Consider the following 23,256-nt stretch of genomic DNA (forward strand, 5'->3'; position numbering starts at 1 on the left):
TGTGTATAAGAGACAGCATCAAGGCCGCCGCCGACCGGGTGGTGTTCATCAACACCGGCTTCCTGGACCGCACCGGCGACGAGATCCACACCTCGATGGAGGCCGGGCCCATGGTCCGCAAGGCGAGCATGAAGTCGCAGCCGTGGATCCTGGCCTACGAAGACAACAACGTGGACGCCGGCTTGGCCACCGGCTTGACCGGCCACGCCCAGATCGGCAAGGGCATGTGGGCGATGACCGACCTGATGGCCGACATGGTCACCCAGAAGATCGGCCACCCGCGCTCGGGCGCGAGCACGGCGTGGGTGCCGTCCCCGACCGCCGCCACCCTGCACGCGATGCACTACCACCAGGTGGACGTGTTCGAGGTGCAGAAGGAACTGACCGGAAAGCGGCGCGCCACAATCGATCAGCTGCTGACCATCCCGCTGTCGGAGGGTCTGGCCTGGGCGCCCGACGAGATCCGCGAAGAGGTCGACAACAACTGCCAGTCGATCCTGGGCTACGTGGTGCGCTGGATCGACCAGGGCGTGGGTTGCTCGAAGGTCCCCGACATCCACGACGTGGCGCTGATGGAAGACCGTGCCACGCTTCGGATTTCGTCACAGCTGCTGGCGAACTGGTTGCGGCACGGGGTGATCACCGCCGACGACGTGCAGTCCAGCCTGGAGCGGATGGCCCCGGCGGTGGACCGTCAGAACGCCGGCGACGCGAGCTACCGGCCGATGGCGCCCGATTTCGAGTCCAGCATCGCGTTCGCGGCCGCACGCGAGCTGATCCTGTCGGGGACCACCCAGCCCAACGGCTACACGGAGCCGATCCTGCACCGGCGTCGCCGGGAGTTCAAAGCCCAGGCCGGTATCTGAGCCAGCGCAGACCCGAGGACATCACCGTGGCCGGACGACTGACCAGGCGGAGAGGACGCACCCACCGTGGGTAGGCACAGTTTCCCCGGCCCGGACGATTCCGACGACGAGCCGGTGGGCGGCAACGAGCCCGACGACAGCCCCTTCTCCGACGGCCCCGATCTGTTCGGCTTCGGCGACCCCGACGACGACGACTACGTCGACGACTACCACGACGCGTTCTATGACGAGTCGTTCTCCGACGGTGGCGACCCCGGATACCGCGAGCCGAACGATGGCGCGGGCTACGACCGCGCCCGATCCGAGGCCGGATTCGACGATGCCGACCCGGCGCAGTACATGCGTCGCGGCGGTGAGCCTGATGAGGAATCGCGGTACCGCACGGGTCCTTTCGGCGCCATCGGCGGCGTGATCGACGAGTCGCACCCGGGCGGGGCACCCGAGCCAGAAGATCCGCGCGGCGGTCACCGCAATCTCGAGCGGTGGCGCCGCCATCGCAACGACTCGGGGCCGCGCGGCGTCAGCGTCGGCGTGATCGCCGCGCTGGTGTCGGTGATCGTCATCGTGGGGGTGGTGATCGGGTGGCGCTTCTTCGGCAACTCGCTGTCGCATCGTTCCGCCGTCGCCGCCGGCAACTGCCCGGCAGGTGATCTGACGGTGGCCGTCGTCGCGGACCCGTCGATCGCCGACTACGTACAGAGCTTCGCCGACAGGTTCAACAAGACCGCCAAGCCGATCGGCGACCGCTGCGTGTCGGTACGGGTCAAGCCGGCCGATTCCGATGCCGTGGTCAGTGGTTTCATCGGTGACTGGCCCGCGCAACTGGGGCAGCGCCCGGCGCTGTGGATTCCGGGCAGTTCGGTGTCCACCGCCCGGCTGCAGGCCTCCGCGGGGGCCGAGACGGTCAGTGACAGTCGTTCGCTGGTCACCTCGCCGGTGTTGTTGGCGATCCGCCCCGAACTCAAAAACGCGCTCCAGAAGCAGAGCTGGGCGAGTCTGCCCGACCTACAGTCCGACCCCGAAGGACTGGGTCCGCTCGGGCTGCCCGGCTGGGGGCCGCTGCGGCTGGCGCTGCCGATCGGCGGCAACGGCGACGCCGCCTTCCTGGCCGGCGAGGCAGTGGCTGCCGGTGTCGCTCCCAAGGGCGCACCCATCATCGATGGGGTCGGTGGAGTGCACCGGCTCGCGGGCGCACAACCCAAGCTCGTCGACGCTTCGCTCGCTGAGGCGATGAACGTGCTTCTGCGCCAGGGAGATCTGGCTGCTGCTCCGGTGCATGCGGTGGTGACCACCGAGCAGCAATTGTTCACCCGCGGCCAGTCGCTGTCGGATCCGGCGACCGAGCTGGCATCCTGGCGGCCGCCGGGCCCGGTGCCGGTCGCCGACTACCCCACCGTGTTGCTCGCCGGCTCCTGGCTGTCGCAGGAACAGGTCAGTGCCGCCAGCGAATTCGCGCGCTTCGCGCGCAAGCCCGACCAGCTTGCCGAGCTGGCCAAAGCCGGGTTCCGCGTCGAGGGTGTCGAACCGCCCAGCAGTGAGGTCACCGGCTTCCCGGCGGTGTCGGACACCCTGTCGGCCGGCGACGACGCGACGCGCGCCGCCCTCGCCAACGCCCTGACCACCTTGCCGGGCAGTGCGGCCGTCACGGTGATGCTCGACCAGTCGATGACCACCGACGAAGGCGGCAAGAGCCGGCTGGCCCATGTGATCGCTGCGCTCGTTCAACGGATCAAAGTCCTGTCCCCGAATTCGTCTGTGGGCCTATGGACCTTCGATGGCACCGAGGGGCGCGATGTGGTGACCGGCGGGCCGTTGGACGAAGCACTCAACGGCGGGACTCGCGCGGACGCCTTGGTCAGGGAGCTCGACGAACTGAGCTCGACGCCAGGGGGCGCGGTGTCTTTCACCACGCTGCGCCTGGTATACAACCAGGCCTTGGCCAACTACCGCCCCGGGCAAGCCAATTCAGTGCTCGTCATCACCGCGGGGCCGCACACCGACCGGACTTTGGATGGCCCCGGGCTCCAAGACTTCATCCGGACCACCAGTGACCCGCAGCGACCGGTAGCCGTCAACGTCATCGACTTCGGCGCGGATGCCGACCAGGCGACCTGGCAGTCGGTGGCCCGACTGTCCGGCGGTACCTACCAGAATCTGCGCGGCGCCAACTCCCCCGAGCTGGCCGGCGCGCTCAACGCCTTGCTGAGCTGACTCAGCCTCGGCTAGCCCCGCTGCGCTACCCGCTCAGCGCGTCCAGGATCTGCTGCGGCACGGTGACCAACATTTCGGTGATCATCCCGCCGAAGGCGCCGACGCTGATGCTGGCCAGGTCCAGGTTGCCCAGGCCGAGGTCGTCGAGGAGCTCACCGAGGTTCAGGTTCGACAGGTCACCGACCAGGTCGCCAAGGTTCAGCGGGAGGTTGTCGAGGCCCAGACCGCTGATCAAGCCGCCCAGGTCCAAACCGTTCAACAGCCCGGTGACGTCGAGCCCGAGCAGTCCACCACCCAGTCCGCTCAACAAGCCGCCCAGCGTCAGCTCACCGGTGGAATCGGCGAAGCCGAGACCTTCCAGGATTCCGCCGATGGTGAGGTCGCCGGTAGGCAATGTCACCCCGAGAGCGGCAAGCAGCGAGCTGACGGTCTCGTCGATGCTCTGACCGCCCAACAGGTCACCGAAGGTGACCGTGTTCAGCGCGTCGATCAGGTTCTGCGGGGTCAGGACGACGGAACCGAGCACTTCGTCCAGAACGGTCCCCACGAGCGGCAGGCCGTTGATGATGCTCGCCAGCACAGAATTCAGGAAGTTGGTGATATCGGTGAGCGCACCTGTGGGCAGCCCGGCGAGCAGCGACCCCAGCGAGGAATCGACCAGGCCTCCGAAGCCCAGATCCGTCAGCAATTGGGCCAGGCCGAGGTTGATCTCGGTGTTGATTCCGAACGCGTTCAGCACGTCATCGAGGCTCAAGCTGTTCAGGTCGACGTCGGTGTCCAGGCCCAGCCCGCTGAGGATGCCGGTCAAGCTGAAGCTGCCCAACCCGAGGTCGCCCAGGCCCAGAAAGCTCAGCAGTCCGCCCAGGTCGGTGATGTTGCTGCCCAGCTTCAGGAGGTCACCCAAGCCGTCACCGCTGATCCCCAGCTCGGTGAGCAGTCCCCCCAGGGTCAGGTCGCCCAGGCCGAGTTGGTCGATCAAGGCTGCGAGGTTGACATTGGTCAGGTCGAGGTTGCCCAGCCCCAGGGCGTCCAGCAGTTTGGTCAGGTTGAGGTCGGCCGCCATGTTCTGCTCGGGCGCCAGGATGCCGTTGAACACCGGGATGGTGATGATGCCGCCGAGCAGGCTCAGGTTGTCCTGGCCGTTGAGGTAGGCGTTGAGCACGGTGGCAGGCGCGTTGAGCAGCGCGGTGAAGCCGGTTGCCGGGTCGCCCAGGTCGGCGATCACGCTGTTGAGCGCGTTCAGGGTCGCCGCCTGCGACCCGAGATTGGCGATCAGCAACTCCATCGCCGGCGCCAGCTGCACCGAAACCGTCGCGGGCAGTGCTGTGATGTCGGTGTCCACGGTCGGGGTGAGATCGGTGAAGGCGCCGATCACCCCGAGCGGGTTGGTGAACATCGCGGTGAAGACCTGGAAGATCCCCGACCAATCGGCGTGTGCACTGATGTTCTGCACGTTGTCCCAGGTGTTGGTGAACAACTCCGTGTAGGTGGTGGTCAGCGCGACAGCGGGTGTTTCCGCTGATGAGAGCGCCGGCGCGGTGACGGGCTCGACCGGCACGACCGCGAGCAGTCCAGCACCCACGACGGCGATACCGGCGGTGAGGTGCGGACGAAGAATGAGGTGTTGCATGATCTTCCCCCAGACGATGTTAATCGTTATTCGGATGAGGTCAGCGTAAACCTCTTTCAGGTCCAACTTGAGATTTCACTGAACTTTCTGCGGGTGCACCCAGCGTTCTGCCCCGCCACCCGGGGCGCTGCGGCAGCCGAATTCGACCGATCTGATGCGGCTACGAAACCGCGCTGGTGGCTACTCGCCCAGCATGGCGAGGAGCTGCTGCGGCATGCTGACGAACAGTTCGGTGAACGTCCCGCCGAAGGCGCCGACACTGGCGCCGGCCAAGTTCACCTGCCCTTGGACGAAGCCCTCGAGTAGGTCGGCGAGATAGGGGTTCACCCAGTCCCCGACGAGGTCGCCGACGTTGAGTGACAGATCATCGAGTCCCAGAAAGCCGACCAGGTCGCCCACGTCAAAGCCGTTCAACAGCCAGGTCAGGTCCAACCCGAGTGGGCCATCGGTCAGTACGCCGCCGAGTGCGCCCCCCAGCCCATTGAGCACGTCGCGCAGCGTCAGGTCGCCGATGGAATCGGTGAAGCCGAGATCTTGCAGGATGCCGCCGATGGTCAGGTTGCCTGCGGACAGCAATGCGCTGCCCACACTCCCCAACACCGAAGCGACGGGGCCGTCGATGCGCAGGTCTCCCAGCAGGTCGCCGAGCGTGAAGGTGTTGAGCAGCGACTCCAGGCTGTCGACTCCCAACAGGCCGCTGAAAAAGTCGGTCAGCAGCGGCCCTACCAGCGGAATGGGGTCGAAGAGGTCAGCCGCAGTCGCGTTGAGCCAGCTCAGGAGTTCGGTGAGAAGGCCGACGTCGGACAGTAGGCTGCCGAGGTGTTCGCCGGCCAGGTCGCCGTCGCCAAGCCCGACCAGTACCTGGCCCACGCCCAGGGGAATCCAGGCGTCGATCCCGAATGCGCTTAGCACGTCGACCAGCCTGAAGTTGCCGAGCGCGAGATCCAGGTCGAGATCGCGGAAGAAGTCACTGCCGGGGCCCAGTTCGCCCAGCAGGGCGGTGAGGCTGTAGCGGCTCAGCCCCAAGTCGCCCAGGCCCACGAAGTCGAGCAGATCGCCCAGGGTGCTGACGTCGGTGGCCAGCTTCAGCAGATCCCCCAGGCCTTCATCGCTGAACCCCAGACCGCTGAGCAGCCCACCCAAGGTCAGGGTGCCGAGACGGATCTGGTCGATCACGCCGTCAAGGTTCAGCTCGCTCAGATCCGGAGTGCCCAGGCCCAGCATCTGCAGCAACTGGGACAGGTTGAGGCCGATCTCCAAGTTCTGTTCGGGCGCCAGCACCCCGCTGAACAGCGGAATGCTGACGATGCCGTCCAGCAACGAAAGGTTGTGCTGGCCGTTGAGGTAGGCGTCGAGCAGCGTGGCCGGGGCGTTGAACAGCGCGGTGAATGCGGTGCTGGGGTCACCCAGCTCGTCGACCACGCCGAAGAGCGCGTCCAGCGTCGCCACGTGCGATGTCAGTCCGGCGATCAGCAATTCCAGCCCCGGCGACAGCTGCACCGAGAGCGTCGCCGGCAGCGATGCGGTGTCGGTGTCCACCGCCAGCGTGAAGTTGCTGGCCGCTTCGATCACCCCGACCGGATTGGCGAACATCGCGGTGACCAGCTGCGAGATCGCCGACCAGTCCGCGTGCGTACTGATCCGATCGATGTTGGCCGTGGTGTTGGAGAACAGGTCACCGTAGGAGGTGGTCAGCGCGACTCCGGCTGAAACCGCGGCGGCCGGCGGCGGTACCGCAACCGGAGCGAGCGTGACGATCCCTGCGCTGACGAGCGCGACGCCGGTGCTGACGCAGGAGCGAGAAAGTGGCTCCCGCACGAGTCCTCCTAGATCGGAACCTCAACCATGAGTTGGATAAGGGCGATCCTAGACTCTTTTTTGCTCTCGCTGAGACTTTGCTGGCTATTTCCCGAAGGCCGGGCGCCTCAGCTGTAGGCCTCCACCGGCGGACACGAGCAGACCAGGTTACGGTCGCCGAAGGCCCCGTCGATCCGGCGCACCGGGGGCCACACCTTCGGCCGGAACCCGCGGCCCAGCGGGTAGGCGGCCTGTTCCCGGGTGTAGGGGTGCTCCCACTTATCGACCATCAGGCACTCCGCGGTGTGCGGCGCCCCGCGCAGCGGGTTGTCCTCCACCGTCCATTCGCCGGTTCCGACCCGGTCGATCTCGCCGCGAATGGCGATCATCGCCTCGCAGAACGCGTCGACCTCGGCGAGGCTCTCACTCTCGGTGGGCTCCACCATCAGGGTCCCGGCCACCGGGAAGCTCATGGTCGGAGCGTGGAAACCGTAGTCGGCCAAACGCTTTGCGACGTCGTCGACGGTCACGCCGGTGCTCTTGGTGATCGCTCGCAGGTCCAGGATGCACTCGTGGGCGACCATGCCGTTCTCGCCGGTGTAAAGCACCGGGTAGTGCTCGTCCAACCGTCGGGCGATGTAGTTGGCCGACGCGATCGCCGTCAACGACGCCGCACGCAGGCCCTCGGCACCCATCATCCGGATGTAGGCCCAGGTGATCGGCAGGATCGACGCGGACCCGTACGGCGCCGCCGACACCGGATGCCCGGCGGGCAACTCGGCGGCCAGCGGGTGGCCGGGCAGGAACTCGGCCAGGTGCGCGCGCACCGCCACCGGCCCGACGCCCGGGCCGCCGCCGCCGTGCGGGATGCAGAAGGTCTTGTGCAGGTTCAGGTGGCTGACGTCGCCCCCGAACCGCCCGGGCCGAGCCAGCCCGACCAACGCATTGAGGTTGGCGCCGTCCACGTAGACCTGGCCACCGGCGTCGTGCACGGCGGCGCAGATCTCGGCGATGTCGTGCTCGTAGACGCCGTGCGTGGAGGGATAGGTGATCATCAGCGTCGACAGCGCCGCAGCGTGCTGATCGACCTTGGCGCGAAGATCGTCGAGGTCGACGTCGCCGTTGTCGCGGCAGGCGACCACCACCACGCGCATTCCGGCCAGCGCCGCCGACGCGGCGTTGGTGCCGTGGGCGCTGGACGGGATCAGGCAGATGTCGCGATGCGACTCGCCGCGGCTGGCGTGATAGGCGTGGATCGCCAGCAGACCCGCGTACTCCCCCTGCGAGCCGGCATTGGGTTGCAGTGAAACCGCGTCATATCCGGTGATGCCCGCCAGCCAGGTTTCCAGCTGCGCGATCAGCGTCCGCAGACCGACGGCGTCGCCGGCCGGAGCGAACGGATGCTGACGCGCGAATTCCGGCCAGGTGATCGACTCCATCTCGGCGGCCGCGTTGAGCTTCATCGTGCACGAGCCGAGCGGAATCATGCTGCGGTCCAAGGCGATGTCCTTGTCCGACAGCGAGCGCAGGTAACGCATCATCGCGGTTTCGGTCCGATAGCGAGTGAACGCCGGATGGGTCAGGAACTCCGACGTGCGGGTGGCGATGGGCGCGCCGGCCGGCTCGACCGCGGCCAGTCCGAAGGCGTCCAGTACCGCGGCCACCTGTGCGTCGGTGGTCGTTTCGTCGCAGGCCACCGAGACGTGATCGGCGTCGACGCGCCACAGGTTGATCCCGCCGGCCTTGGCCGCTGCGATCACCTCGTCGGCGCGGCCGGGCACCCGGGCCAGCACTGTGTCGAAATAGCGGTCGTGCACCAGCGCCTCACCGAGTGCGGCACCGATCTTCTCGGCCTGGGCGTGCACTCGCCGGGCGATCGCGGTCAGACCGTCGGCGCCGTGGTAGCTGGCATACATCGCGGCCATCACCGCCAGCAGCACCTGCGCGGTACAGATGTTCGACGTGGCCTTGTCCCGGCGGATGTGCTGTTCGCGCGTTTGCAGCGCCAGCCGGAACGCCGCCGAGCCATCGGCGTCCAGGGACACCCCGACCAGCCGGCCGGGCAGCTGGCGGGCGTGACCGGAATGCACGGCGAGGTAGCCGGCGTGCGGGCCGCCGAAGCCCATCGGCACCCCGAACCGCTGGGCGGTGCCGAATGCCACGTCCGCGCCGATCTCGCCGGGCGGGGTCAGCAGCGTGCAGGCCAGCAGGTCCGCTCCCACCGCCACCAGCGCACCGCGCTCGTGGGCGGCCGCGATCAGCCCCGACCAATCGGTGATCCGGCCCGAGGCACCCGGCAACTGCACGATCACCCCGAAGAAGTCACCGTCGGGCAGTCCCGCACGCAGGTCGGCGGTGACGATCTCGATGCGCAGCGGCTCGGCCCGAGTCGCCAGCACGGCCGCGGTCTGGGTGAACACGTCGGAGTCGACCAGCAGCCGATGCGAGGTGCCTCGGGTGGCGCGGTGCATCAACGTCATCGCCTCGGCGGCCGCGGTGCCCTCGTCGAGCATCGAGGCGTTGGCGATCTCGCACCCGGTCAGCTCGGCGACCATGGTCTGGAAGTTCAGCAGGGCCTCCAGCCGGCCCTGGCTGATCTCCGGCTGGTACGGCGTGTAGGCGGTGTACCACGCCGGATTCTGCATGATGTTGCGCAGCAGCACCTGGGGGGTGAGCGTGTCGTAGTAGCCCTGGCCGATCATCGACACGGCGACCGTGCTGGCATCGGCCAGTTCGCGCAGTTCGGCCAGGGCCTGGGCCTCGGTGGCCGGGGCCGGCAGGACGTCCAGCCCGGGCGCGATGCCGTCGGCGCTCAGCGCGTCGAGGATGCCGGCGGGGACCGCCTTGGCGGCGAGCTCCTCCAGCGACGCGACACCGATGACGGCGAGCATCGCGTCGATCGCGGCGCTGTCGGGGCCGATGTGCCGGTCAACAAAGCGGGATTCGGTGTACTCGGACACGGGAACTCCTGGGCGCTAGACGACTGCGAGACGAATTCGTGTCCTCCCCCTCTGTCGTCTGCCCGGCCCGGGCGCCTGAGAGATTCGGCGCCGAGATTCCTGCGGCGCCTTTCCCCATGGGCGGGTGTAACCCGAACGGGCGTCACCGCTTTCCAGAGGCATCAATGCCGGCGCGGTCCGGGTGCCTGAGAGGTTGACGGAGAGGTATTGCTCCTTCGGCGTCCGCGGCTGGCTGCCACGGAACTCTCCCGCGCGGGGCTGATGCGGTGCCAATACTACCCGCCGGGCCCGGCCCGGCAGGATCCGCTGGGCACCGGGCCGCCGTCGTGGTATAACTAAGACTATATTTGTAACATTCATATCAGTGGGTGGTGGAGATGGACGGGCTACGCCAGCGCATCGTCAACGAATTCGAGAACATCACCGGCCGGCATGACGACCCTGGCGTCTACGGTGGCCCGCCGGGCGACGTGGGCTTGATCGGTCCGGGCAGTGTGTCCTGGGAGGTGAACGCGGACGTTGCCGCGGTCGCGCAGGCCGGATTGCCGGCGATCGTGCTGGAGATCCTTCATCCGTCGGTGATCGCCGGCGTGCAGGATCTTTCGACCTACCGTCAGGATCCCTTCCGGCGCGCCCGCACCACCCTCGGTTACGTGTTGACCACGACCTTCGGCAACACCGAGGCCGCGACGCAGCTGATCGACCGGGTGAAGTCCATCCATTCCCACGTGACCGGCAACCGGCCCGACGGCGTGGCATACCGCGCCCTGGACCCCGAACTGCTCGCGTGGGTACACACCTGCATCCCGTGGATGATCATGCGCACCTTCGAGCGCACGAATCGGCCGTTGACCCCGCACGAACGCGACCGATACCTGACCGAGCAGGCGACCATCGGCCGGATGGCGGGGGCCGAATGGGTGCCGTCGAACATGGCTGAGCTCGACGACTACGTGCGCCGGATGCGCCCGCAACTCGGTGTCAACGCGCAGACCCGTGAGTTCATCGACTTCCTGCTCACCGCACCCTTCTACCCCGACCTGCCCGACCCCCTCGACCGCGCGCTACACCGGTTCGCGGTGTACGCCGGCATGAGTTACGCACCGAGCTGGGCCCGAGAACTCACCGGATTCGACCGCCCGCCCATGCTGGTCAGGCGACTGATCGGCCCGGCGCTGCAGTTCGACGCCCGACGACTCCGGTGGGCCTACGGCCTTCCCGCCTACGCCAAACTGGCGCGAGAACGCGCCAACGGCGCCAGTGTGACCACCGCAGGAGCACCATGATCGACCGGCAGTTCATCACCGTCATCGGCGAAACGGTCGCCGGATCACCCGCCGACCATGCCACCGACCCGACCGCGCAACGCATTCTTGACGCCGCCGTTCACGAAGCGGCGACGGTGGGCCTGCGGCGCGTCACCATCGAAGAGGTGGTGCGGCGTGCGGGCGTGTCGCGGATGACCGCCTACCGCCGCTTTCCCCGTCGCGAAGATCTGATCCAGGCCCTGATCCGCCGCGAGACCCAGCGTTTTCTGGCGACGGTGGCCGACGCCATCGACAACACGCCCGACCCCCACCACGGCGTGGCCGAGGCCTTCGTCGCCGCCATCACGTTCGCCCGCGAACATCCGATGCTGAGCCGCGCCGCGCAGTTCGAGCCGCTACCGGCCGCCGATTCCCGCGACCTGCTGGCGATGGGATCAGCGTTTATCGCCAACTACCTGCACGGCGACGCGCCCGGCAGTCCGGGCCAGCCGGTGCGCTGGGTCGCCGACGTGTTCGCCCGGCTGTTCTTGACCTATATCTCGCTGCCATCCGCCGATCCGGACTTCCGCGATGATGCGGCGCTGCGACACTTCGCTCAAGAGGTCCTGACGCCGATGGCCGAACGCGCTGTCGAATAAAAGCTGTCGAATAAAAGCAATGCACCGCAACGGGTTTCGACCGCAATGCCGACGTCGCGGCGGTGATTTCTAGCCGGTTTTGCGGTCGCGGAACTTGCGGCGGCTGGCCAGCTCGTCTTCCGGCGCGGCGATCGACTCGCCGCCGTCGGCGCGCTCCCCGGGGAAGTCGGAGATCACGCCGGTCAGCTCGCGCATCGCGCCTGACACCGCGATGCCGAACACGCCCTGACCGCCCTGCAGCAGGTCGACGACCTCCTCAGCCGAGGTGCATTCGTACACAGTGGTGCCGTCGGAGAACAGCGTGATGTTGGCCAGATCCTGGACACCGCGCTCGCGAAGGTGGTCGACGGCGATCCGGATGTTGTGCAGCGAGATGCCGGTGTCCAGGAGCCGCTTGACGATCTTGAGCACCAGAATGTCTTTGAACGAGTACAGCCGCTGGCTACCGGAGCCGGCCGCGCCCCGGATGGAGGGCACCACCAGCGAGGTACGGGCCCAGTAGTCGAGCTGGCGGTAGGTGATGCCGGCGATCTGACAGGCGCTGGGGCCGCGGTAACCGACGAGTTCGTCGGGAACCGAGTCGTCCGGGAACAAGCCGCCCTGTACGGGTTGGCCGGCGCTGGAAGGGGCCGCCGGGACCTGACGGTCGCCCTGGTCGGACTGACCCGTGAAGTCCAGCTGTTCCTGCCCCGGTTGGTCGCCCACGCTGCTTCCTCTCGCCGATCGCGCTCGTTGCCACTGACTGGCCAGTGGCCGCGTTTGCTCTTGCCCGAGTTGGTCGTGAGCATACGCCGTCCGACGAGCTGCCGTGCAGTTGTTCCCGCCGTGGTTCAAGTATGAGGGCCGCGTTTTGCGCGTGTTGCTTTCGTTCGGGCGTGTCGCGTCGACGGCAGAGAGATGAAACGGATCTGTGACGAGGCTGAGTCCGCCGCGCCGGGTCAGGTTGCTTTGAAATCGTCGGGCGACACGCTATCGAGGAATTCCTTGAACTTCTCCACCTCGTCTTCGCGCACCGCGCCGCTGGTCTCGTCGTCGCCCTCGTCGGGGATCAGCAGGCCCGCCTCGGCCAGCACCGCCTCTTCGACGAAAATCGGAACACCCACCCGCAACGCGATGGCCACCGAGTCCGACGGGCGCGCCGACACCGTGATGTCGCGGTCGAAGATCAGGTCGGCGTAGAACGTGCCCTCCTGCAGGTCGACGATCCGGACCTCCTTGAGCGAATGCCCGAGCGCGCCGATCAGGTCACGGATCAAGTCGTGCGTCAGGGGCCGGGCGGGCTCCACGCCCTGTTGCTCCAGGGCGATGGCGGCGGCTTCGGCCTGTCCGATCCAGATCGGGAGATATCGATCACCGTCGGCTTCGCGCAGCAGCAGCACCGGCTGGTTCTGCGGCTGCTCGACGCGGATGCCGACCACGCGTACTTCACCCATCTCCAGTCAGCCCTCCGCGTTCGCGTCTGTCCCAAGTCCTTGTCGTCCCAGTCTGACTCGTCGCGAAACCCCCGGTCGGACAACCGGATGGCGCGCAACGAGCCAACGAGGCGAAGTCTAGTCCTCAGCCGTGCAGTACGTCGTGTACCGAGGACTTGAGCAGCGCGGTGTGTAGCGCGATCGCCAGCGCCGCGACCTCGCGCGCCAGGTCGTCGGCCCGGTCGCGTGCCCCCGCCTTGCCCCCCTTGACCAGCGGGCCCGCAATCTGGGCGATCAGGTCGGACTGCCGGTCGGCCGCAGAGCGGAAAGCACGCAGGTGCCGCGGCTCCACGCCGTAGTCGGCCAGCCCCCGCGCGCACTGGACGATCACCACGGCGTGCTCGTCGAACAGCCCACCCGGCCCGGCGCTGATCACGCCCGCTCTGACCAATGCCGTCAGCAGCGCGTCGTCGCCGCCGGAACGCTGCAGCAGATCCTCCCGGCTCAGCCGCACCTGCCGCGGCGGCGCGGGCAGCGCCGTCGCGCCGTGGGCGGTCTCGCCGCCGGCCGACACCAGTCGTGGGGTGGGGTACGGCGACTCCGGGGACGGCAGCGCGCCATCGGGTTCGGCGTCCAGCCGCGCCTTGATCACCTTCAACGGCAGGTACTGGTCGCGTTGTGCGGTCAGCACGTAGCGCAGCCGTGCGCAGTCGTACGCACTGAATCGGCGATAGCCCGACGCCGCCCGCTGCGGCATGACCAGCCCCTCGGTTTCCAGGAAACGAATCTTGGAGACCGTGACGTCGGGAAAATCCGGCCGAAGCAGGTCCAGCACCGCTCCGATTGACATCCCGGCCAGGTCAGGGCTGTCAGGCGCGGTCATCAGCTGCCCGGCCCGGCCTCGGTCTCACCCGTCTTCGGGCCGGTCAGGAACACCAGCCGGAACTTGCCGACCTGCACCTCGTCGCCGTTGACCAGGACCGCCGAATCAACCGGCTCCCGGTTGACATAGGTCCCGTTGAGGCTGCCGACGTCGACAACCTGAAACTCGTTGCCCTCCAGCCGGAACTCGGCGTGACGACGACTCACCGTGACGTCGTCGAGAAAGATGTCGCTGTCGGGGTGCCGACCGGCCGCGGTGACCGGTTGGTCGAGCAGGAACCGCGATCCGGCATTGGGACCGCGCTTGACCACCAGCAGCGCCGAACCCACGGGGAGTCCTTCAACACCCGAGGTCAGGCTCTCGCCGCCCGCCTGCGCGGGAGCGTCGAGTTCGTTCAGGAAATCGGCGCGGAAAACCGATGTGGTTTCCACCGTGACCTCATCGCCTGCCTGGTCTTGCCCCGTTGCCGGGTCCTTCTCCGTCACCCGCTACTCCTCACTGGCCGCTGTTCTGCTACCTGGTCGCGCCCGCCGGACATGTCTTGCGCCCAACCCTGAATCGTTGAGTCGACCGTACCGCGCAGCGGTCCGTCATGTCCCCCGCACCGCGGGATCGTGTCGCCGGATGCCCAGCGTGTCCCGGCAGGCAGGCTAACAATCGTCATTCCGACAACGTCGCCCGGTAGGCGTCGGCGGTCAGCAGCCCCGCCAGACTTTGGTCCAGCGCCGCCGAATCCGCGTTCGCCACCTGAAGTTCCAGCAGCCAGCCGGCGCCGTAGGGGTCGGAGTTCACCAACTGCGGGTTGGCGTCCAGTTCGGCGTTGACCGCGCTCACCGATGCGGTGATCGGTGCGTAGAGGTCCGAGACCGACTTGGTCGACTCCACCTCGCCAAAGGCCTCTCCGGCGGTGACCTCGGTGCCCGCTGCGGGCAGCTGCACGAAGACCACGTCACCGAGGGCGGCCTGCGCGAAGTCGGTGATGCCCACGCGGACGGTGTCCGGGCCGGTGCGGTGAACCCACTCGTGCTCAGCGGTGTAGTACAGGTCGGCTGGAACTAAACTTTCCGAGCTCACGGTGATGGTGCTCCTTGCGCTGTCGGGCTCACTTGACTGGCTGAGCGTATTGGCGGGGTTTCGGTTGTCGCAACACGGTCACCTGAACACGGTCGGCCTGCTGCACCGCCATGGCGCCGCCAAGCCGCTTGACGCTGTCGACGGCCCCGCCGGGAATGTTCATCGCGGCCGCCAGGGTGGGGGGATCCCCAATCGCCAGAACCGAATACGGGGGCGCCAGAGCCGTGCCGTCGAACTCCAGCGCACCGGGCGTGCCCGCAACCCACGAATCCACCCCGATGCGCACTGCCTTGGTGCCGTCGCGGACCTCCATCGCCTCGGCACCGGCTGCCCGCAGTTCGTTGATCACGTCGAGCATGGTCTCGGGCGCCACCCCGCGGGTCGGATCGTCCACGGTGATCACCACGCCGGGACCGGCCGCGCCCACGGTGCCGATCATGATCGCCAGCGCGGCCAACCGCGCCTGGGCGTTTTCGATGGCGGCCTGGTCGCTGCTGCCGGACTCCTGCAGGGCGTTGAGCGTCTGCTGAAGTTCGGCGACTTCGGTGTTGAGGGTGGCCTCGCGTTGGCGCAGCGAATCCAGCAGCACCAGTAGGTCAGCGGGGCGGGCCGTCTCCAGCGCGTCCTCGGAGTCGTTCTGGCGGACCTGAGTGACGATCGCCACGCCCAGCAGCAGACACAACAGCATCCCCAGCACGCTGAACACCGGTCCGGAACGGCCGCGGGGCGGCGGCACACCGTTCCGAGCAGGTGGCTGCGGCAGCTCGTGACGGCCGTGCGATGCCGGATCGGCGCTACTCATGTGTGTCAGGCCCCGAACAGCCGTCGCCGCAGCGCCGCCGCGTTGCCGAAGATGCGAATGCCCAGCACCACGATGATCGCGGTGGACAGCTGGGTGCCGACCCCCAACTGGTCACCGAGGTAGACCAGCAGAGCGGCCACCAGAACGTTGAAGACGAACGACACGACGAACACCTTCGCATCGAAGATCCGCTCCAGGTAGGCACGCAGGCCGCCGAACACGGCGTCCAGCGCGGCCACCACGGCGATCGGCAGATAGGGCTGAACCACCTCCGGCACGCTGGGGTGAAAGAGCAGTCCCAAGACGATGCCGGCGATGAGCGCGGCGATACCGATCATTGCGACATCACTCCAGCCTCCCGAACCGGATCCGTGCGGGCCACGACGGCCAAGCCGGCCAAGTCACGACCCGCAGCGCTAGCTTGCGTCACGACGCCCCTATCTGTTTGGCAAACCGGACATCTCGCACCGAGCCGGCCGGCAGCGTGAGGTCGGCCGAGCTGCGCCCGTCGACCCGAACCCCCACCCCGTAGGACGCCTCCAACAGCCTTAGCCGGTACAGCCCGGGGCTGCGGTCGAAGGTGTCGCGCAGTTCGCGGGGCGGCCCGATGGCTTGCAGCGAATAGGGACTGCTGATCGGTTTGTTGTCGACCAGGATGGCTCCGCCGGCCTGCCGGATCGTGACGTTGGGCCCGATGCGGACGTCTCCGACGGCGATCGCCTCGGCCCCGCTGGCCCACAGCGAGTTGACGACCAGCTGGAGGTCGCGGTCCAAGATGATCTGCTGACTGCCCGACACCCGCTGTTTGGAGGCATCGGAGAGATTCCGCCCGGCTCCGGGGTCGGTGACGGTGACGGTGAGCCCGGGGCCGCTCACCCGCGTGCCGGCGGCCTCCAGGCTGAGCGCGTCCAGGCCGGCCAACACCCGCTGGCCCTGGGCGTCGTCGGCCAGCCGGTGCCGGCGCAACTCGTCGACCCGGTTGGCGTAGGTCTCCCGTTTGTCGGCCAGCCTCCCGGTGACGGCTTCGGCCGCGCGGACATTCGTCGCCAGCACCTGTTGGGCGTCGTGCACCCCGGGAGCCACCGACCGGGCCTGCGCCACCGCGACGGCGAACACCGCCGCCACCAGCAACGCCGCCGCCGCCTCCCATGCCCACCCCGCGACCCGGGCGGTGGCAGCGGGGGGTGCGGTGCGGCGTGCACGCCGGGCTGCCGCCGCGGCGTAGCCGGGGTCGAGATGTTCGGACAACAGGGAGCGCAGCAAAGACGGCACCGCGAATTTCCGCGGCCTGCCGGCCTCGTGGGCGCCCGCCCCCTGAGAGTCGTAGCCACTCAGCGCGAAAAACGGCTCAGCCACCGGCAACCTTCGGCATGGTGCGGACCACCAGTCTCACCTGGACCAGATACAGCACGAACGCCCACAGGTACATGCCCAGGCCCCAGATCAGGAAGGCCCAGCCGGCCGAGAGCACCACGCGGCTCCACAGCTGATCCCACTGCCCCAGCAGGATCAGCGGAAACGCCGACATCAGCGCGAAGGTGCCCGCCTTGCCCACGTAGGTCACCGGCAGCGCGGTCAGTCCCCGGCTACGCAGCGCCGGCAGGGTGGCGGCAAGCAGCAGATCCCGGGCCAGCAGCACGCCGATGATCCACCAGGGCACCAAACCCCGCACGCCGAATGCGACCGGAATCGCCAGCATGTAAAGCCGGTCGATCGCCGGGTCGAGCAGCGCCCCCAGCGTCGAGTACTGGTTGAACAGGCGAGCCACTTTGCCGTCCGCCCAGTCGGAGGCACCGCTGAGCATCAGGGTCGCCACTGCCGGTCCGTCGGCCCGCGCGATCAGCAGCAGATAAAGAAAAACGCCGATCAGGCCGAGGCGAGCCAGGCTGATCACGTTGGGCACGGTGAGCACCCGGTCCTCAACGCGATCGGAGCCGGAGCCGACAGTCATACCGACCCCCTAGCGGAAGATCCCGGGCAGGCTCAGCGCATCCATGCTGTCGTCGCTCAGCGGGTTGTCGCGAACCATGTAGGTCCACGTCGAGGTGGGCCGGGCCAGCTTCGACAGGTCGATCCCCGGCTCGGATTCGATCGAGTCCGAGGTCTCCAGCGTCTGCTGGGACGCCTCGATGGCGTCGGCGGCCAGTGAGGCGAACGCATCCAGCGCCAACCGGTGGAACTCGTCGAGCGGGTTCTGCCGGCCCAGGGCACGCAGGTGGATGCTCTCGCGGATGTCGGCCAGGTAGGCGAGGTGGTCGGCCCAGCCGCGGTCCAGGTGGTAGAGCATGATCAGCCGGCAGATCTTCTCCAGCTTGGCTTCGCCGTCCTGCCCGTCTTGCCCCAGCTGGTCCTTCAACTCCGCGTAGCGCTTCGGGGTGAGCTCGGCCAGCTCCTCGCGAGCCGCCGGGGTGGACAGCAGCGTGTTGCGCCGCTCCACGATTATCGCGCGCTGCTGGGCGATCAGCTGGTTGTACCGCCAGGTGTTGGCGTGGATGTCGAGCAGCTTGCCCTCGGCGATGCGCTGCGCGTGGTCGAGCAGGCCTGAGGCCTTCGGGCTCAGGATCCGACCGTCGTCGTCGGTCTCGGTCGGCAGCTTGTTGGCTTCCAGGTTGGTCGCGGCGACGTCGTCTTCCCAGCTGGAGAAGAACACCGACGATCCCGGGTCGCCCTGACGACCGGCCCGGCCCCGCAACTGGTTGTCGAGGCGTTGCGTGTGCTGGCGCCCGGTGCCGATGACGTGCAGGCCGCCCAGCTCGACGATCGCGTCGTGATCAGCCTCTTCGGAGCCGCCCAGGCGGATGTCGGTGCCGCGGCCGGCCATCTGGGTGGACACCGTGACCACCCCGAGCTTGCCGGCCTCGGCGATCACCGTGGCTTCTTCGGCGTCGTTCTTGGCGTTGAGGACCACCGCCGGGACACCGCGCTTGCGCAGCCGCTCGTACAGTTCCTCGGACTCGGCGACATCGTGGGTGCCGACCAGCACCGGCTGCCCGGTGGCGTGCACCTCGACGATGTGGGCCACGATGGCGTCGTTCTTGGCCGCGGCGGTGATGTAGACCCGGTCCGCCTCGTCTTCGCGAATGTTGGGCATATTCGGCGGGATCGGCGAGACCCCCAACTGATAGAACTGCCGCAACTGCTCGCCGGCCGCCAACGCCGTACCGGTCATACCGCACACGGTCGGATACCGATTGACCAGCGCCTGCACCGTGATGGTGTCGAGCACCTCGCCGGTCTCGGTGGTCTCGATACCTTCTTTGGCCTCCACCGCGGCCTGCAGGCCGTCCGGCCAGCGCTGCAAGGCCGCGATCCGGCCACGCGAGGCGTTGATCAACTGCACCTTGCCGTCGCGGACGATGTAGTGCACGTCGCGCTGCAACAGCACATGCGCGTGCAGGGCGACATTGACCTCGGTCAGCGTGGAGACCACGTGCTCCTCGGAGTACAGGTCGATGCCACCGAGCGCCTTCTCGACTTTGTTCGCGCCCACCTCGGTGAGGTGGATGTTGCGCCGGTCCTCGTCGGAGTCGTAGTCCACGCCGGGTTTGAGCCGCCCGACCAGCTCGACGATCTCCATCCGGGGCGTCTCCCGGTGGGTGGTGCCGGCCAGCACCAGCGGCACCAGCGCCTCGTCGACCAGCACCGAGTCGGCTTCGTCGATCAGCGCCACATCCGGGTTGGGCGAGACCAGATCGTCGACGTCGGTGACCAACTGGTCACGCAGCACGTCGAAGCCGATCTCATTGATCGATGCGTAGGTGACATCGCACTGGTAGGCCGCGCGACGCTCGGCCGCCGTGGACTCTTCGGTGATCCACCCGACGGTGACCCCCAGAGCCTCCAGCAGCGGACCCATCCATTCGGCGTCGCGACGCGCGAGGTAGTCGTTGATGGTGACCACGTGTACGTGCCGGCCACCGATGGCGTATCCGGCGGCAGCGATCGCACCGGAGAGCGTCTTGCCTTCGCCGGTGGCCATCTCGACGACATCCCCGGCCAGCATCCGCAGTGCGCCCTGCAGCTGAACGTCGAACGGACGCTGCCCGATACTGCGCTCGGCGGCTTCCCGGGCGATCGCCAAGAACTGCGGGATGTCGGAGGCGTCGGCCAGCTCCTTGAGTTTGAGCAGTTTCGCGGCTTTGCGCAGCTGCTCGTCATCGAGTCCAGCGGCCTTCTTGGCGTACTCGCCGGCCGCGGTGACCTCGGCCATCGAACGACTCTGGTTCTTCTCGGTGCTGGCGCCCAGCAGTTTCCAGAATTTCCCGCTGAGCCGACCCGACTTGGTTCGCGTTCCGGAGACAGTCTTGGAGGTGTTAGCCACAGCACAACGGTACGCGGTGGCCGTCGCTCGCAAGCCGGGGGCACCGTCGCGTCGGCGGGCTGCCGGGCCATGCTTATCCGGCACGACGCCGCACTGCTGCGGTAGGTTTCGCACGGGATTTCTCGATTCGGATACCGGCCGCGACGCGATTGCGGCGATACGGACGGCAAGGAGACATCGGCAGTGGACTCGAAGCTGTTCAATCCGTCCATCGACTGGGGGCATGCGCTGCCCGATTCGCTGGTGTGGATCGCACTGGCCTGGACCATCAGCGCCGTGAGCGTGCTGGCAGTGGCGGCCCTGCTGCGGGTCAGCACCCGATGGGGACGCCAGTTCTGGGAGATCAGCGGCGCCTACTTCACCGGGCGGGACAGCCTGCGTGTCTGGCTGATGCTGGGCGTGCTGCTGCTGTCGGTGATCACCGCGGTCCGGCTCAACGTGTTGTTCAGTTTCCAGGGCAACGACATGTACTCGTCGCTGCAGACCGCCTTCCAGGGCGCCGCCGGCGGGGACGAGGCCATCAAACAGTCCGGCGTACACGGATTCTGGATGTCGATCGGCATCTTCAGCCTGATGGCCGTGCTGCACGTGGCGCGGGTGATGCTCGACATCTATCTGACCCAGCACTTCATGGTGAACTGGCGCATCTGGCTCACCGATCGCCTGACCGGGGACTGGTTGGACGGGCGGGCCTACTACCGGGCCCACTTCGTCAAGACACCGCCTGACCCGGCCGTCGGCGAAGCCATCGAAGGCGCCATCGACAACCCGGATCAGCGTATTCAGCAGGACATCGACATCTTCACCGCGGGCAACGGCGCCAACGTCAACGCACCGTCCAACGGCACCGGCAGCACGCTGTTGTTCGGTGCCGTCCAGTCCATGGTCACGGTGGTGTCGTTCACCGCCATCCTGTGGAACCTGTCGGGCACGCTGACCGTGTTCGGGTTCGACATCCCGCGGGCGATGTTTTTGATCGTCTTGGTTTATGTGGCCATCGCGACCATTGTCGCGTTCTGGATCGGCCGTCCGCTGATCCGGTTGAGCTTCCGCAATGAGCTCACCAACGCCGCCTTCCGGTACGCGCTGGTGCGGGTGCGCGACGCCGCCGAGTCGGTGGCGTTCTACCGGGGCGAGCTGGCTGAGCGGGTCCAGCTGCGGACGCGGTTCCGCGCGATCATCGCCAACTATCTGAACTTCGTGAACCGGACCATCGGATTCGCCGGCTGGAACCTGTCGGTGAGCCAGGCGATCGTGCCGCTGCCCTGGGTGATCCAGGCGCCGCGACTGTTCTCCGGACAGATCATGTTCGGCGGGGTGGCGCAGACCGCGTCGGCGTTCGGCAATATCTCTGACTCCCTGTCGTTCTTCCGCAACGCCTACGACAACTTCGCCGGTTACCGGGCGTCGATCATTCGTCTGCACGGCCTGCTGGAGGCCAACCGCGAGGCCCGCGATCTTCCCGAGCTGCTGGTCAAGCCCAGCCCGGACGGCACGGTGGCGCTGGAGGGCGTCGAGGTGCGCAACCCCGAGGGTGTCCCGCTGATCGAGGCGCTCGATGTGCAGCTGGGCGTCGGTGATGCGCTGATGATCGCCGGACCGTCGGGCAGTGGCAAGACGACGCTGCTGCGCAGCCTGGCCCAGTTGTGGCCGTACGCGTCGGGAACCCTGCGGCGCCCCGATGCGGTCAACGCCACGATGTTCATCTCGCAGCTGCCCTACATCCCGCTGGGTGATCTGCGAGCGGTGGTGTCCTACCCGCTGTCGGCCGGCGAGGTCACCGATGCCGAGATCACCGAGGCGTTGGTCAAGGTGTCGCTGCCGAATCTCGTCGACCGGCTCGACGACGTCGAGGATTGGGCCAAGGTGCTCTCGCCCGGTGAGCAGCAGCGGGTGGCATTCGCCCGAATCCTGTTGACGCGGCCCAAGGCTGCCTTCCTCGACGAGTCGACATCGGCGCTCGACGAAGGCCTGGAACTGACGCTGTACCGGTTGCTGCGCTCCGAGCTGCCCGACACCATCCTGGTCAGCGTGAGCCACCGGCACACGGTGCGCCAGCACCACAAGCACGTGCTGGAGCTGCTCGGCCAGGGCCGCTGGGACCTGTCTGCGGTCTAACGAGTTGCCGCGTGCGCCCCGGCGCGCCGGCCGAAGAACGAGCCCTCACCCAACTGGGTCCCGCTGGCGTATCCCTTACCGTCCTGGGCGATGTTGGCCGCACAGGCTCCGGCGGCGTAGAGCCCCGGAATGGGCTGGCCGTCACTGCGCAGCACCTCGCCGTCCACCGACGTCGCCAACCCGCCGATGGTGAAGCCGGCGTAGATCGCCTTGCCCAGCGATAGGTCGAAAGCGCCCCACGGGCCATTGTCCTGTGGAGCCAGGAACGGCGGCTGCTTGTGGAAGTCCGGGTCCTGTCCCTGCGCCGCGTAGGTGTTGTAGCGGTCCAGTGTCGCGACCAGGTTTCCTTCCGGAATGCCCAGTGCGGCTTCCATTTCCGGAACGGTCTCCCATCCGTCGATCAGCGGGACCAAGGGCACCTGCGGCTTGCGCATGTGGGCCTCGTCGACGATCAGGAAGGCCGCGCTGTCGGGCTGGTCCATGACGAATCCCGAGGTGCGCGAGTGGTAGGAGTCCTCGGCGACGAAGCGCTTGCCCTCTTTGTTGACGATGATGCCGGTCAGCAGGATCGACGGCGGGTAGACCGGCGCGGTGATGAAGATCTGGTCCATGTGCTTGGTGGCGCCGCCCGCCGACATCCCCATCCGGATGCCCAGCCCGTCGTCGTAGGTGTTGCCCAGCACGAACGGCTTCTCGGCGAGCTTCGGCGTGTACTGGGCGACCATCTCCGGGTTCATCACGAAGCCACCGGCGGCAATCACCACCGACTTCGCTTTGACCACACCGCTTTCGGTGAAGTGCTTCCACGTGACACCCACGACGGCGCCGGAGGCGTCGGTGACCAGCCCGGTGGCACCGGTTTCGTAGCGGATCGTCACCCCGAGGTTGTCGGCCCGCTTGAGCAGCAGGTCGATTGCCATCTTGGCGCCCTGGGTGTCACCGGGCACCGGAACCTTGTGCCCGCGCGGCGCCGGAACGGCCTCGTTCAAAAACGGCCACACCTTCTCGTTGCCGGTGAACATCAGCCCCTCGGTGTTGGGCTGGATCACCGCCTTCTCCGGGTAGTAACTGCGCTCGAACGCAATACCGAGATCCTCCAGCCAGTTGAAGTGCTCGACACTGCCGTCGCAGTAGGCCCGGATCTTGTCGTGCTCGGGTTCGCGCGACACCGCGACCAGGTACTTGTACATCTCGTCTGCGGTGTCGGCATGCCCGGTCGCCTCCTGGACCGCGGTGCCGCCGCCGAGATAGAAGTCTGTCTCTTATACACATCTCC

At 67.5% G+C, this 23,256-nt stretch carries 17 protein-coding genes, 2 pseudogenes and 1 riboswitch; of the genes and pseudogenes, 5 read left to right on the plus strand and 14 right to left on the minus strand.

What is annotated here, in order from left to right; translation table 11 throughout:
- Window positions 1-866: pseudogene (locus tag LI94_RS11895) on the plus strand (malate synthase G); the annotation flags it as partial.
- Window positions 867-932: 66 nt separating this feature from the next.
- Window positions 933-3,077, plus strand: coding sequence for a substrate-binding domain-containing protein (locus LI94_RS11900; protein ID WP_046301315.1), 2,145 nt, complete (start codon window positions 933-935; stop codon window positions 3,075-3,077).
- A 25-nt stretch (window positions 3,078-3,102) separates the two neighbouring features.
- On the opposite strand, the gene LI94_RS11905 is transcribed toward LI94_RS11900, so the two are convergent.
- From LI94_RS11905 to gcvP, 3 genes are all read right to left on the minus strand, one after another.
- Window positions 3,103-4,707, minus strand: a complete 1,605-nt coding sequence (locus LI94_RS11905) for a hypothetical protein (RefSeq protein WP_046301316.1) — start codon at window positions 4,705-4,707, stop codon at window positions 3,103-3,105.
- 180 nt (window positions 4,708-4,887) lie between these two features.
- Window positions 4,888-6,525 carry a hypothetical protein gene (locus LI94_RS11910; RefSeq protein WP_046301317.1) on the minus strand — a complete coding sequence of 546 codons (1,638 nt, stop codon included), beginning with the start codon at window positions 6,523-6,525 and terminating at the stop codon, window positions 4,888-4,890.
- A gap of 107 nt (window positions 6,526-6,632) precedes the next feature.
- Entirely contained in the window at window positions 6,633-9,464 is a 2,832-nt protein-coding gene (gene gcvP / locus LI94_RS11915; RefSeq protein WP_046301318.1) for an aminomethyl-transferring glycine dehydrogenase, read from the minus strand.
- A gap of 163 nt (window positions 9,465-9,627) precedes the next feature.
- Window positions 9,628-9,725: riboswitch (glycine riboswitch) on the minus strand.
- A 116-nt stretch (window positions 9,726-9,841) separates the two neighbouring features.
- Between gcvP and LI94_RS11920 the strand changes: the two genes are divergently transcribed.
- Both LI94_RS11920 and LI94_RS11925 read left to right on the plus strand, forming a co-directional pair.
- On the plus strand, window positions 9,842-10,750 hold the full coding sequence (locus LI94_RS11920) for an oxygenase MpaB family protein (protein ID WP_046301322.1): 909 nt from the start codon (window positions 9,842-9,844) through the stop codon (window positions 10,748-10,750).
- The gene (locus LI94_RS11925) at window positions 10,747-11,370 is read left to right on the plus strand and encodes a TetR/AcrR family transcriptional regulator (protein WP_024442768.1); all 624 of its coding nucleotides are present in this window, start codon (window positions 10,747-10,749) and stop codon (window positions 11,368-11,370) included. The genes LI94_RS11920 and LI94_RS11925 overlap by 4 nt, the downstream gene beginning before the upstream one ends.
- A gap of 69 nt (window positions 11,371-11,439) precedes the next feature.
- Here the strand turns inward: LI94_RS11925 and LI94_RS11930 are convergent, their stop codons facing one another.
- From LI94_RS11930 to secA2, 10 genes are all read right to left on the minus strand, one after another.
- Window positions 11,440-12,075: a MerR family transcriptional regulator gene (locus LI94_RS11930; RefSeq protein WP_024442767.1), complete on the minus strand. Its 636-nt coding sequence runs from the start codon at window positions 12,073-12,075 to the stop codon at window positions 11,440-11,442.
- A gap of 233 nt (window positions 12,076-12,308) precedes the next feature.
- Window positions 12,309-12,803, minus strand: a complete 495-nt coding sequence (locus tag LI94_RS11935; protein WP_024442766.1) for a bifunctional nuclease family protein — start codon at window positions 12,801-12,803, stop codon at window positions 12,309-12,311.
- Window positions 12,804-12,927: 124 nt separating this feature from the next.
- Window positions 12,928-13,665 (minus strand): MerR family transcriptional regulator, encoded by a 738-nt coding sequence (locus LI94_RS11940; protein ID WP_024442765.1) that lies wholly within the window; start codon window positions 13,663-13,665, stop codon window positions 12,928-12,930.
- Window positions 13,665-14,150 carry a glycogen accumulation regulator GarA gene (gene garA / locus LI94_RS11945; protein WP_024442764.1) on the minus strand — a complete coding sequence of 162 codons (486 nt, stop codon included), beginning with the start codon at window positions 14,148-14,150 and terminating at the stop codon, window positions 13,665-13,667. Before garA ends, LI94_RS11940 begins: the two co-directional genes overlap by 1 nt.
- 175 nt (window positions 14,151-14,325) lie before the next feature.
- The gene (gcvH, locus tag LI94_RS11950) at window positions 14,326-14,739 is read right to left on the minus strand and encodes a glycine cleavage system protein GcvH (protein ID WP_046301319.1); all 414 of its coding nucleotides are present in this window, start codon (window positions 14,737-14,739) and stop codon (window positions 14,326-14,328) included.
- 28 nt (window positions 14,740-14,767) lie between these two features.
- Window positions 14,768-15,541 (minus strand): DUF881 domain-containing protein, encoded by a 774-nt coding sequence (locus LI94_RS11955; RefSeq protein WP_024442762.1) that lies wholly within the window; start codon window positions 15,539-15,541, stop codon window positions 14,768-14,770.
- A gap of 5 nt (window positions 15,542-15,546) precedes the next feature.
- On the minus strand, window positions 15,547-15,879 hold the full coding sequence (locus LI94_RS11960) for a DUF1290 domain-containing protein (RefSeq protein WP_024442761.1): 333 nt from the start codon (window positions 15,877-15,879) through the stop codon (window positions 15,547-15,549).
- An 88-nt stretch (window positions 15,880-15,967) separates the two neighbouring features.
- Window positions 15,968-16,897: a DUF881 domain-containing protein gene (locus tag LI94_RS11965; protein WP_024442760.1), complete on the minus strand. Its 930-nt coding sequence runs from the start codon at window positions 16,895-16,897 to the stop codon at window positions 15,968-15,970.
- Window positions 16,890-17,492 carry a CDP-alcohol phosphatidyltransferase family protein gene (locus LI94_RS11970; protein WP_024442759.1) on the minus strand — a complete coding sequence of 201 codons (603 nt, stop codon included), beginning with the start codon at window positions 17,490-17,492 and terminating at the stop codon, window positions 16,890-16,892. The genes LI94_RS11965 and LI94_RS11970 overlap by 8 nt, the downstream gene beginning before the upstream one ends.
- A gap of 9 nt (window positions 17,493-17,501) precedes the next feature.
- Window positions 17,502-19,862, minus strand: coding sequence for an accessory Sec system translocase SecA2 (gene secA2, locus LI94_RS11975; RefSeq protein WP_046301320.1), 2,361 nt, complete (start codon window positions 19,860-19,862; stop codon window positions 17,502-17,504).
- A 183-nt stretch (window positions 19,863-20,045) separates the two neighbouring features.
- Between secA2 and LI94_RS11980 the strand changes: the two genes are divergently transcribed.
- Window positions 20,046-21,980, plus strand: a complete 1,935-nt coding sequence (locus tag LI94_RS11980; protein ID WP_046301321.1) for an ABC transporter ATP-binding protein/permease — start codon at window positions 20,046-20,048, stop codon at window positions 21,978-21,980.
- Here the strand turns inward: LI94_RS11980 and LI94_RS11985 are convergent.
- Window positions 21,977-23,233: pseudogene (locus LI94_RS11985) on the minus strand (FAD-binding protein); the annotation flags it as partial. The gene LI94_RS11980 and the pseudogene LI94_RS11985 sit on opposite strands and share 4 nt — an antisense overlap.
- Between the last annotated feature and the right edge of the window lie 23 nt (window positions 23,234-23,256).

The organism is Mycobacterium sp. UM_Kg27 (assembly GCF_000972905.1).
Taxonomy (GTDB): Bacteria; Actinomycetota; Actinomycetes; order Mycobacteriales; family Mycobacteriaceae; genus Mycobacterium.